The organism is Pseudomonas rubra, from assembly GCF_028656935.1.
In the GTDB taxonomy this organism is placed as follows: domain Bacteria; phylum Pseudomonadota; class Gammaproteobacteria; order Pseudomonadales; family Pseudomonadaceae; genus Aquipseudomonas; species Aquipseudomonas rubra.
In genome coordinates, this window is the sequence record NZ_JAMDGZ010000012.1 from 115,334 (window position 1) to 127,097 (window position 11,764).

8 protein-coding genes are annotated in these 11,764 nt (G+C 58.7%); all 8 read left to right on the forward strand.

Going from position 1 to position 11,764, the window contains the following annotated elements; all coding sequences use genetic code 11:
• The first annotated feature begins 36 nt into the window (after positions 1-36).
• The 8 genes from M5G17_RS05560 to fliT all read left to right on the forward strand — a co-directional run bounded on the left by M5G17_RS05560 (position 37) and on the right by fliT (position 11,719).
• Positions 37-2,832, forward strand: a complete 2,796-nt coding sequence (locus M5G17_RS05560; RefSeq protein ID WP_273892006.1) for a glycosyltransferase family 2 protein — start codon at positions 37-39, stop codon at positions 2,830-2,832.
• Between the two features lie 211 nt (positions 2,833-3,043).
• On the forward strand, positions 3,044-6,628 hold the full coding sequence (locus M5G17_RS05565) for a glycosyltransferase family 2 protein (RefSeq protein ID WP_273892007.1): 3,585 nt from the start codon (positions 3,044-3,046) through the stop codon (positions 6,626-6,628).
• A 329-nt stretch (positions 6,629-6,957) separates the two neighbouring features.
• Entirely contained in the window at positions 6,958-7,887 is a 930-nt protein-coding gene (locus M5G17_RS05570) for a ketoacyl-ACP synthase III (protein WP_273892009.1), read from the forward strand.
• 255 nt (positions 7,888-8,142) lie between these two features.
• A complete protein-coding gene (locus tag M5G17_RS05575; RefSeq protein ID WP_273892010.1) occupies positions 8,143-8,991 on the forward strand; it encodes a flagellin domain-containing protein in 849 nt (282 codons plus the stop codon).
• Positions 8,992-9,063: 72 nt separating this feature from the next.
• Positions 9,064-9,420, forward strand: a complete 357-nt coding sequence (locus tag M5G17_RS05580; protein WP_273892011.1) for a flagellar protein FlaG — start codon at positions 9,064-9,066, stop codon at positions 9,418-9,420.
• 70 nt (positions 9,421-9,490) lie between these two features.
• Positions 9,491-10,885 (forward strand): flagellar filament capping protein FliD, encoded by a 1,395-nt coding sequence (gene fliD / locus M5G17_RS05585; RefSeq protein WP_273892012.1) that lies wholly within the window; start codon positions 9,491-9,493, stop codon positions 10,883-10,885.
• 132 nt (positions 10,886-11,017) lie between these two features.
• Positions 11,018-11,413 (forward strand): flagellar export chaperone FliS, encoded by a 396-nt coding sequence (gene fliS, locus M5G17_RS05590; protein WP_273892013.1) that lies wholly within the window; start codon positions 11,018-11,020, stop codon positions 11,411-11,413.
• 9 nt (positions 11,414-11,422) lie between these two features.
• Positions 11,423-11,719: a flagellar protein FliT gene (fliT, locus tag M5G17_RS05595; protein ID WP_130263758.1), complete on the forward strand. Its 297-nt coding sequence runs from the start codon at positions 11,423-11,425 to the stop codon at positions 11,717-11,719.
• The last annotated feature ends 45 nt before the right edge of the window (positions 11,720-11,764 follow it).

The following is an 11,764-nucleotide window of genomic DNA, read 5'->3' on the forward strand; positions in this document are numbered from 1 at the left end:
CTGCCCATGACAAAAAATATGAGAACTAGGTGCACTATGGGCGAACAAGCAATCGGTTGTGCGGCGCTGCTGGATGACGTGACCGTCGTCTTGCTTGGTCAGGATGAGCCTGGCTATGCAGGGCGTGCCGCTCACTACTATCAGGCGCGCTTTGCGCATCTACGGACACTCGCTGCACCTTCGTCGCAAGGGGCAGTCGGTATCTGGTCCGAGCAGTTGCTGCAGGCCCTGGAGCAGGTCGATACCGGGTATGCGGTGCTGACTCTGGAGTGCGATTTTCTGCTGACCACTGGCATTGCCGGGGCGGTTGAAGCCTTGCGCGCCGACGCCGACTACGTGATGGCTCAAGGTTACTCGCTGGGTTACCAGCCCGGTAATGGTGAGGTGGCCTACTACAAGATCGGCTCGGCGCCCAAGGCGCAACTGCACGCCAGCAGCGCCCTGGGGCGTATTGGCGTGCATGCCGAGTTCGGTCTGCAGGCGTGGCGGGCAGTGGTCAGGATCGAAGTGTTGAAAGCTGCGGTGCGCAGTGTGCCGGCGCACCTGTCGTTCGATAGCTGGTGCATTGCGGTTTCCTACGCGCTGTTGGCCCAGGGCGCTTCCCGTTTACTGGCTCACACCAGTGTGATGGTCGAGTACCGTCCCTGGACGCTCTCTGAGCAGGCCTGCGAAGAGCTGCTGAGTCAGACTGTGCGCCAGCTCCAGCAGTGGGATAGCGAGCAGGCAGCGGTATTCGCCAGTGCCAGGGGGTTCGAGGTCCTCAATGCCTTCGTGCGCAATACCCACGAGCGCTGCGAGGCGCCGTTGCTGTTCACTTCGCGCTGGAACAGCCTGTCCTCCGAGCCGCAGCTGACGTTCGAGCCAACACAGTTTGTCGATATGCCGTACTACAACGCCGGCGTGTTCGGTCAACTGCGCTCGAGCGAGTTTATCCTGCATGCCTGGCCCGCCGGCCAAATCCACAGCCGGGCGCTGGAAGGTACCTGGGTGCAGCAACAGGCATTGCTCACCGAGCATTCCAACGATACTGCCGAGAGCCTGATGGCGCGCTACTGGCAGGCGTTTGCACTGGGTGTGTTCAACCCGCAGGTATGCCAGCACCTGCTGGCAGGTCTTGGTGAACAGGACCAGGGGCTGCGTCGCGACTTGGGTATCTGGCTGGAGCAGCTTGATTTGCTGCCGGCAACGAGCGTAGAGGCACAGCTGGCGAGCACGCCTTCGGGCAAGGTGCTCGAGGCAATCGCCGCTGCCAGCCCGAACAGCGCTGCCCGTGAGCGTATTTTTGCCCACCTGGGCAAGAATCCGGCGCCGCAGATGGCCTTTGTGGTGATCGATCTGGAGGACAACAACACCGGTTTGCAGAATACCTTCGACAGCCTGGTCGCCAGCGGTTTGCGCAACTTCAAGATTGTCGTGCTCAAGGCTGGCGAGTTGCCAGCTATTACCACGGCCAGGGATGCCCTGCACTTTATCAAGGTTACGCCCGCCAACATGGTTGCTCACCTGAATCAGGTGGTACGCCAGCTTTCCAGTGAATGGTTGCTGATGTTGCAGGCAGGCGATGTACTGGCCACCGGTGGCCTGCTGCGTTTGCAAGTCGAGCTGTCCGGCGCCCAGGCGTGCCAGGCTATCTGTGCCAACGAAGTCCAGCGCGACAGCGATGGGCGCTTGCTCAGTGTCGTGCGTCCTGGTTGCAGCCTTGACCTGTTGCGCAGCCGGCCTGACCTGATGGCGCAACATTGGCTGGTGCGTCGTCAAGCCATCATCGACCTGGGCGGCTACAGCGACGGTTGTGCGCAGGCGCTGGAATTTGATTTGCTTTTGCGTCTGGTCGAAGCCAATGGTATTGGCGGCATGGCTCATATGGATGAGTACCTGGTGGTTGGTCAGCAATCGCCCGCGTCGATGGCCGCAGATGCCCTGACTACCCTCAAGCGCCATTTGAGCGCACTGGGTTACCGTGGTCAGGTCAACGAAAGTGCTGACGGTACGTTCCAGGTTGACTACCGTCATCCGCAGACACCGCAGGTGAGCATCGTACTGGTCGCTGATTCCGATCTCGAGCAGCTCAAGCAAAGCCTGGCAAGCGTGGTCCAGCGTACTCGCTATGGCCGCTACGAGGTCATCGTCACCTGCGAGTCTGCCAATGCTGAGGCGGTTGCCGCAGGTCTCGCCACAGTCCAGGGGCTGGGCTCACGCGTCCGCTTGTTTGCCTGTGAGTCTTCGGTGCGGGCACAGATGGTCAATCAGGCTGCGGCTCTGGCTCAGGGCCAGTATCTGGTACTGATGTCCAGCCGCAGCGAGGTGGTGTCGCCGGCCTGGATCGAGTCCCTGCTCAACCAGGCTCAGCGTCCTGAGGTGGGGATTGTTGGTTGCCAGATGTTTGATCGCGATGGCGTCATCAGTCATGCCGGTTACGAGTTGCTGGGTAGCGGCCTGGTGAGCAATGCCAGGCAGGGCGCTTCGCGTCTGCAGGTGACGTTGCCGGGGCTGGAGGCGGTAAGAAGCTGCCAGGCAGTGTCGGCTGACTGCCTGATGGTGGGCAAGGCCCTGTTCGAACAGTGTGCCGGGCTGGATGAGCAACTCGCTGGCGGTGTTGATGTCGACATGTGCCTGAAGGCTGCGCAAGCTGGTTTGCTGGCGATTTGCGTACCTCAGGCGCAAGTGCTCAATAGCGCAGTGCCATTGCCGGCACCGGAACAGTGCCTGGCACTCGTCCAGCGGTGGCCGTCAGCCTTCAGCACCCGTGTTGTTGTCGATATCCAGCATGGCGTGGACGTTTCGCGTACGGCGGATGTCGCTGGCAATGTCGTGTTGGAGTGGTTGCCTTAACGGGCCACTGGCGCGAAAAATGCAGAGCCGGGCGCAAGGCCCGGCTTTTTTTTGCCCGCCCATTCGCCAAACCCAGAGTGTAGAGCCTTGCGCGCAGGCACTGGCAGGGTGGCGATGGCAGATTATTGACAGTTCGCCTTGATGGCCGCAGCCGTTGCCTGCTCAACGTGCTGGGGGTTGTCGGGTTTCTAACGAATACTGGAGTTTGAAGATGTCGAATACCCTGGGAGTCGATGGGTATAAGCTTGAGCAGGCGATGTCTCGCTTGCAACTGATCTATACCAAGCCGGCGCATCCCTACTATATCGCGGCGCCGGATTACCGGGAGACGTCTTCAGGAGTCTGCACGCTTCATTACCTGTGCCACGCTTTAAATCTGAGCGGGCGAGAGGCTTATATCTGTGGCGGCAAGGTGGTCAATCCCGAGCTGAAAACGCCGCTGCTCGACCAGGCCACTGCTGATCGCCATATCGCCAGTGGCAAGGTACCCATCACCGTCTATCCAGAAGTCACCAGCGGCAACCCTCTCAGCGGCAAAGTGGTCGTGCGCTACCTTTTGAACGTCGAAGGTTTCCTGACTGGCAGGGCGATGGATGAGGAGCCAGATGACCTGCTGTTCTATTACGATGCCCGGATCGCCGCCAAGAAGGGGGTTAGCGTCGCCGACCTGTTGTGCTTCCCGATTATCGATATCTCCCTGTTCAATGCTCCTGACCCGAGCGTGCAGCGCCAGGGGCATTACCTGTACCAGAACCGTCATCCACTGGATCAAGTGGACTATGCGTCCCTACCAGCAGACATCCGCCTGCTCAGTGTTGCCAACCCGCTGTCGTTGAGCGAGCTGGCCAAGGTTCTGCGCAGCGCCGAAGTGTTATACAGCTATGAGTGGTCGATGACCTGTGCTATCGCGGTGCTATGCGGTTGCCCAGTGATCTTTTTGGCCGGTCACGGTGTCGATCAGATGTTTCTCGACGGTATTTTCTTCGGCAGGCATGGCTTTGCCCTCTCGGATGAGGTTGATGCGCTGGAAGTCGCCCGTGCCGGGTTAAAGGGAGCCCTGCAACGTTACGTGGCGGTAACCGAGCCGTTCTGGCAACAGCTGGATGTCTTCATTGAGAAAACCCAGGCCGCAGCAGTACGGCAAGCGTTGGCAGACAAGCAGGGCATGCTGGCCTGGCTTGAGCAGCGCCGCCCTGATGAGCAGCAGCGTGCGGCATTGATGAAGCGCTTGGCAACTGGCCAGCCGCCGATGCTGGGGGTGTTGGTAGTCGATAATGGCGACGCTGGCCAGGCGTTGACGCGTACCCTTGAAAGTCTTGCGCCTACACAGTGCCTTTATCACAGCCTGCAGGTGGTGACCCTCGGGGGCGCGACACCTGCGGCACATGTGCCGGGCCTTTCGGTGCGCCACCTGCCTTGCCAGGCAGCGCAGCGTAGCGAGGTCATCAACCAGGTCGTGGCTGATAGCGACTTTGACTGGTTCGTGGTGGTCGAGGCGGATGTCGAGTTCACGTCTGGCGGTTTGCTGCTTGTGGCCCTGGAGCTTGCCAATGCGGCGGATGACTGTGTTGCCGTCTACGCCGATGAAGCCATGCGCATGGGCAATGGGGCATTGGGCATTTCGCTTCGGCCTGACCTTAACCTTGATCTGTTGTTGAGTCTGCCGGCCAGCGTCTCGTCGCACTGGTTGTTTCGGCGTAACGAGTTCCTGGCACAGGGCGGCTTCGATACCGGTTGTGGCGAGGCGTTCGAGCTGGAGTACCAGCTGCGTCTGATCGAACAGCGGGGCTTGAGTGGTATCGAACATATCAGTGAGCCACTGTTGGTCAGTGAGGCGTTGTGCTTCGTCGACTGTGCCAGCGAGCACGAGGTAATAGAGCGGCATCTCCAGGCTCGGGGTTATGGCCAGGCGCACGTCAATACACACCTTCCTGGCCACTATCAGCTGGACTATGGGCATGCGGATCAGCCCTTGGTGAGTGTTGTGATACTGCTCGACGGTTCAATAGAGCAGTTCCAGCGCAGTATCGAAGCGCTGTTGCAGCACACCGATTATCCCTACTACGAGATCCTGCTGCTGGATTCGGGTAGTCACGATCCGCAACTGCGGCAATGGCTGCAGGGAATCGAGCAGATTGGTGGCGATCAGTTGCGCGTGCTGTCTTTTGCCGCTGACCAGCCCGCGGCGGTATCGCGCAATGAAGCAGGCCGTCTAGCGCGCGGAGAGTACCTGCTGTGGCTGGATGCGGCGGCGGCGCCGATTGCCAAGGGGTGGTTGCAGCAGTTGCTAAATCACGCTCAGCGGCCTGAGGTGGCGGCAGTGGGCGGTAAGTTGCTGTCAATGAACGGCAGGATTCATCACGCTGGCCTGGTACTAGGCTTGCGCGGGCCGGTCGGTCACGCTTTTGCCGGATATTCCCATAGCGATGCTGGTTACATGCAGCGGCTTGCGGTCGATCAGGATTACTCGGCGCTCAGTGGCGAGTGCCTAATGTTGCGCCGCGACTTGTTTGTTGAGATCGGCGGGTTTGACGAAATGCCCTTGCTTGCGCGCTGGATAGATGTCGACCTGTGCTTGCGCCTGCGCCAGGCCGGTTACCTGAACGTCTGGACGCCTCATGCGCAACTGTTGACCGACAGGCTGCCATTGGTCGATGCCAGTGTTGACGAAGAAGACGCCCTCTACGCACGCTGGTTGCCAGTGCTGGCACATGATCCGGCCTACAATCGCTCTCTGTCTCTGGCTCATGCCGGCGGTTTCATGATTGCCAGCCTGCAGTCGAGCTGGCTGCCGCGGCAGGGGCAGCGTGAGGTGCCGGTGCTGCTGGTGCATCCGCTTGATCAGGGTGACCTGGGCTATTCGCGTGTTGTCCGTCCATTCCATGCATTGAAGGCTGCCGGTTGCATCGATGGCAGCGTGTCACCGGGGGTGGCGCAACTGGTCGAAGTTGCGCGGCTGGCAGCGGACGTGGTGGTGTTTCAGGGTGGGCTCGACGCCCCGCGTCTGGAGGCCATGCGGCGGGTTCAGGCATTCTCGCGTGCTTTCACCGTTCTTGACCTGAGCGACTACTTGCCGGATCTGCCGTTGGGCAGCGCTCGGCGTGAGAGCATGGGAGAGGACATTTTCCACAACCTTCAGCGAGCTCTGGGGTACGTGAACCGCTTGGTAGTGCCAACGGCGGCATTGGCGCAGGCGTTTACTGGTCTGCACGCTGATATCCGAGTGGTCGAGACGCGCTTGCCGATCGAGGCCTGGAGCCATGTCCGGGGACGGCGGCGAGCGAGTGCCCGGGCTCGCCTGGGTTGGGTCGGCAGCAGTGAGCAGGCAGGTGATCTAGAGGTTATCGCGCCCGTGATCAAGGCCTTGGCTGCGGATGTTGAATGGGTCTTCTTCGGCTTCTGCCCGAACAGCTTGCGGCCCTATGTGCACGAGTACCATGAAGGCGTCGATGTACAGCAATACCCGCAGAAGCTGGCGGGGTTGAACCTGGACCTCGCCCTGGTGCCGCTGGAGCAGAGCCTGTTCAATGTTTGCAGGGGCAACCAGCGTCAACTGGAGTTTGGCGCGTGTGCTGTGCCGGTGATCTGTAGTGACATCGGTCAGGATCAGGATAACTTGCCTGTTTCGCGTGTGCACAACAGTTGCGAGCACTGGATCGAGGCAATCGGCCTGCACCTGGCTGATCCTGAAGCCGCCCAGCGCCGCGGTGATGAACTCAAGAATGCCGTTCATCGGTACTGGATGCTCGACGAGGAGCATCTACAGCGTTGGTGCAGCGCCTGGTTGCCGGTCTGATGACCTCCTGACCCCCGCATCCGCCGCGCTGCCGAGTCGATCGGTAGCGCGGCGGCTGGCGGGCTCTACCAGCGCCGCCGCCCTCCTGTGTTGCCCCTGCGGCGCTGGCGTCAATCGATGAAGCCAATCCTTGGTACCCGCAAAATGGCAAAGGCTGACATTTGTGATGGGTAATCTTTGTGCAACAGTGACTTGGCAGTCGAAACGGGCATCTTTAATCTATTGAGTCGTCGGGCGGTACTGGCGGGCGGGGTGCGCGCAGGCTCGCAAGCCCTTGGTTACCAGGTTCCAGTGCCCGTGAAAATCCGCATTTCTATCGGGAAGCCACAATGATTGGCATCAAAAGCATTGCGAGTTACGTACCAGTCGAGGGTGTGGACAACTACGCCCAGGGTGCGAAGTTCGGCAAGGACGAAGAGTTCATTCTCGGCAAGATCGGCTCGACGTTCCTGCCGCGCAAGGAGGCAGGCCAGGAAACCTCCGACCTGTGTGTGGAGGCGGCAAATGCCCTGTTCGCTGCCAATCCGGATTTGGAGCGTGAATCCATCGATGCCCTGATCGTCGTCACCCAGAATGGCGACGAAGAAGGTTTGCCGCATACCGCTGCTATCGTTCAGAGCAAACTGGGTTTGCCGACCCACGTTGCGGCATTCGACATTTCCCTGGGCTGCTCGGGCTACGTCTATGGCCTGTATGCCATGAAGGGCTTCATGGAGGCGGCGGGGCTGAAGAACGGTTTGCTGATTACCGCTGACCCGTATTCGAAGATCGTTGACCCGGAAGATCGCAACACCACCATGCTGTTCGGTGATGCAGCGACCGTTACCTGGATGGGTGAGAGTGCCCAGTGGCAGTTGGGCAAGGCCAAGTTCGGTACCGACGGTGGTGGCGCCGCGCACTTGAAGGTCAGCGATGGCGTGTTCTTCATGAATGGTCGCCAGGTGTTCAACTTCGCCTTGCTCAAGGTGCCGGCGCATTTGCATGAGTTGCTGGGCGAAAGCCAATTGACGCCGTCGGACATTGACCTGTTCTGCATTCACCAGGGCAGTGCGGCTATTGTTGATGCGGTGGCGCGGCGTTTCGAGGATGACCCGGACAAATTCGTCAAGGACATGGTCGAGACCGGCAATACCGTGTCGTCGAGCATTCCGCTGCTGCTGGAGAAGCATGTGCTGGGTTCGCAACACCAGCGCGTTGCCCTGAGTGGTTTTGGTGTGGGTCTGTCGTGGGGCTCGGCGATTATCGAGCGCAAGGATTGATGTAGATCCTTATTGTTAAAGAGCGCTGCCGGTTGTACCGGTGGCGCTTTTTTTATGCCTGCCGTTTGTATGTGAGTGGTTTTTCTGGCGTCAAACCCTTGATTTCATTGGGGTGGCAGGGTGCCATTAAAAAATTTGCAAAAAGCCCTAAAGCAACCGAGCCAGACGACGATAACTATTACGAAGGTTCTCTAGGCCACACCCGGCGGATGCCAGGGCCGGAAGCCGCAGTATCCCAAACACGAGGAATTCGTCATGGCATTAACCGTTAACACCAACACTACCTCCCTGGGCGTTCAGAAGAACCTGAACCGCGCTTCCGACGCTCTGAGCACTTCGATGAGCCGTCTGTCCTCCGGCCTGAAAATCAACAGCGCCAAAGACGACGCCGCCGGCCTGCAGATCGCTACCCGTATGACCTCGCAAATCCGCGGTCAGACCATGGCAATCAAAAACGCCAACGACGGTGTTTCGATCGCTCAGACCGCTGAAGGCGCGATGCAAGAGCAGACCAACATTCTGCAACGTATGCGTGAACTGGCTCTGCAATCGCGAAACGACTCGAACGATACCACCAACCGTACTTCGCTGGACAACGAGTTCAAGCAGATGGCGGCGGAACTGACCCGTATCGCTCAGTCCACCCAGCTGAACGGCAAGAACCTGCTGGACGGTTCGGCTAGCGTCATGACCTTCCAGGTTGGTTCCAACACTGGCGGCGAAAACCAGATCAAGATCGACCTGAGCGGCAAGTTCCTGGCCAGCGACCTGGGTATCACTACCGCCATCACCATCGCCGGTAGCGACAGCGCCACCGCTGAAACCAACTTCTCGGCTGCCATGGTTGCAATCGACAAGGCTGTTGCCACCATCGGTGACTCCCGTGCTGCGCTGGGTGCTGTACAAAACCGTATGACCAGCACCATCAACAACCTGCAAAACATCAACGAGAACGCCGAAGCTGCTCGTGGTCGCGTACAAGATACCGACTTCGCCGCTGAAACTGCTCAGATGACCAAGCAGCAAACCCTGCAACAAGCTTCGACTTCGGTTCTGGCCCAGGCTAACCAACTGCCTTCCGCCGTACTGAAACTGCTGGGCTAATCGCTCGACAGTTGTTGGCGGGGGAGTGCACGTAGTGCGCTCCCCCGCTTTTTTCATTGAGAGGTGGTAGACATGGATATGAGCGTAAAGCTGAACCTGTCCTATCCGACGGTGAAGCCGGTCGAACAGGCCGTCGAGCGTCCTGCGGTCAAGCCCGTAGAGGATGTCAAGCCGGCGAGGGATGCCACCGAAAGTGGTATGTCCGAAGCTGAGAAGGTGAAGAGCGCGGTCAAGGATATCGAGAAGTTTCTCGCCTCCTCGCGACGTAACCTTGAGTTTTCCACGGATGAAGAATCCGGCAGAATTGTAGTTAAAGTCATCGCCAGCGAGACCGGTGAATTGATTCGCCAGCTTCCTTCGGAAGAGGCGTTGAAGATTGCCCACAGCCTGAGCGATGTGAATAGCCTGTTGTTCAATGCCAAGGCCTAAGCTGGCGATGAAACGGCAAGTTCGCTAGTCTGGCCAGGTCAGGGCGGCGCGTAACCAAGAGGGAGTAGCAATGGCGAGTACTATTTTACCGAGTGTCGGTCTGGGTTCCGGTGTAGACATCAACAAGATCGTTGATGTGCTCGTCAAGGCCGAAACCGACCCCAAGGCGAACCAGATCAAGCGCCAGACCGCCAACAACACGGCCATGCTTTCCGGGGTTGCCTCGCTCAAGAGCGCGCTGGCTGAATACCAGGCGGCGATGAAGAAGCTCAATGATCCCAAGGCGCCGGCGTTCAGTGCCTTCAGCGCCACATCGAGCAGCGAAACCACGATCAAGGCCACCTCGAACAATACTGCCGTTCCGGGTAGTTACCAGATCAAGATCACTGATCTTGCCACTTCGTCCAAGGTTGCCAGTCAGGCGTTCGCAACCGGTGCCGAAACCCCGATCCCTGAAGGCGACCTGACGATTACCCAGGACGGCAAGGTGTATACCGTCAAGGTCGGCCCAGGCGCCACGTTGCAGACTGTGCGCGACTCGATCAACACCTCGCTGGCTGAAAAAGGCATCACTGCCAACATCGTCAACGGCAAGGATGGTTCGCGCCTGGTGTTCGGTTCGACCACGACCGGCAAGGGTACCGATATTTCGGTAGACGGCATTGCCGCGCTGAAGATCAACGGTACCGAAAAGATGAACGGTTCGGGCGCAGGTTACATCGATGGCCTGGCCAAGGATGCGCTGTTGACTGTCGATGGCCTTGAGGTCACCAGCAAGAGCAACACCGTCGACAAGGCGATTAGCGGTTTGAGCCTGGACCTGCTCAAGGCCTCCAGTGATACCATTACCGTCACTGTGGGTGAGAATAAGGAAGGGCTGAAGACCTCTGTCCAGTCCTTTGTCGATGCCTATAACACCCTGGTCAAGACTGCTGCCAAGCTCACTTCGGTGAGCAAGGACGAGAAGGGTAATCCAGTGCTGGGTCCGCTGACGGGTGATTCGACTACCCGCTCGATGCTTAGTGATCTGCGCACGCAACTGGCTACCCTGGGTTCGGGAAATCGCCTGACCACTCTGGGGCAGTTGGGTATGAACACTGCTAAAGACGGTACGCTCGAGTTCAACTCGACCAAGTACGACAATGCCATGAAGGAGAAGAAGCTCGGCCCTGAGGTGCAGGAGTTGTTCACTGGCACCAATGGTGTGTTCGAGCGCATGAACAAGGCCATCAATCCGTACCTGGAAACCGGCGGAATACTTGATTCGCGCAAGAAGGGCCTGGACAAGCTGCAAAGTGACCTGGGTAACCAGCAACTGGCTCTGGATCGGCGTATCAAGTCACTGACCGAGTCGCTGACCAAGCGCTACGTGGCCATGGACACGCTGGTTGGCAAACTTGAGGCGCAGCGCAAGAACATTGCTTCGATGTTCGCCTCGATCGAGGCTCAGCAGAAAAACTCCTGATCGCCCGATACGCCAGAAGCCCGGCAGTACCCTCAGGGGTTCTCCGGGCTTTTTGCTGTGTGCGCTAAAGTTTTTTGACGTGCGGGCGATACAGGCGGTATATGAACCTTTTTTGCGGTGACGAGGTAGAACATGAATCCGATGTTGGCCCTTCGGCAGTACCAGAAAGTCAATGGCGTGGCCCAGACCTCCGAGGCCAGCCCGCACCGTCTGGTGCAAATGCTGATGCAGGGTGGCCTTGATCGAATTGCCCAGGCCAAAGGCGCCATGGCGCGCAACGATGTGCCCCAGCGTGGCATCCTGATTGGCAAGGTGATCGGTATTGTCGGTGGTTTGCGTGAAGGCCTGGACCTGGAAAACCATGCTGATTCGCTGACTGACCTGGATAATCTGTACGCCTACATGAGCAAGCGTCTGATTGAGGCGAATGTGCAGAATGATCCGGAGATCCTCAACGAGGTGGCTCGACTGCTGATTACCGTCAAGGAAGGCTGGGACGCTATCGGCGATCAACTCACCGACGCCTAGGAGATTGCAATGAGTGTCGTGCTCGAACGTATCGAACAAACCCGCGAGGCATTGCTGGGTGCCCTGGCCAGTCGCGACTGGGAGGCGATCAGCGAGCTCGACGTCAGTTGTCGACTGTGTGTCGATGATGTGCTGGCCGAGGCATCTGTCGATGAGCTGACGCTGCGCAGCAAACTTGAAGAGTTGCTGGGTGTCTACAAGGAATTAATCGAAGTTGCAAGCGGGGAGCGTCAATCAATAGTCGATGAGATGTCGCAGATCCGACAAGCCAAAAACGCGGCAAAGGTATACCATTTGTTCAGCTGAAACTGGGCAAAACCAAAAAGCAGTGCGCCATAAATTTGACTATGT

Bases quoted from the DNA above. Each gene is read 5' to 3' on its own strand.
- M5G17_RS05560 (WP_273892006.1), top strand. From the start codon at position 37: ATGGGCGAACAAGCAATCGGTTGTGCGGCGCTGCTGGATGACGTGACC.
- M5G17_RS05565 (WP_273892007.1), top strand. From the start codon at position 3,044: ATGTCGAATACCCTGGGAGTCGATGGGTATAAGCTTGAGCAGGCGATG.
- M5G17_RS05570 (WP_273892009.1), top strand. From the start codon at position 6,958: ATGATTGGCATCAAAAGCATTGCGAGTTACGTACCAGTCGAGGGTGTG.
- M5G17_RS05575 (WP_273892010.1), top strand. From the start codon at position 8,143: ATGGCATTAACCGTTAACACCAACACTACCTCCCTGGGCGTTCAGAAG.
- M5G17_RS05580 (WP_273892011.1), top strand. From the start codon at position 9,064: ATGGATATGAGCGTAAAGCTGAACCTGTCCTATCCGACGGTGAAGCCG.
- fliD (WP_273892012.1), top strand. From the start codon at position 9,491: ATGGCGAGTACTATTTTACCGAGTGTCGGTCTGGGTTCCGGTGTAGAC.
- fliS (WP_273892013.1), top strand. From the start codon at position 11,018: ATGAATCCGATGTTGGCCCTTCGGCAGTACCAGAAAGTCAATGGCGTG.
- fliT (WP_130263758.1), top strand. From the start codon at position 11,423: ATGAGTGTCGTGCTCGAACGTATCGAACAAACCCGCGAGGCATTGCTG.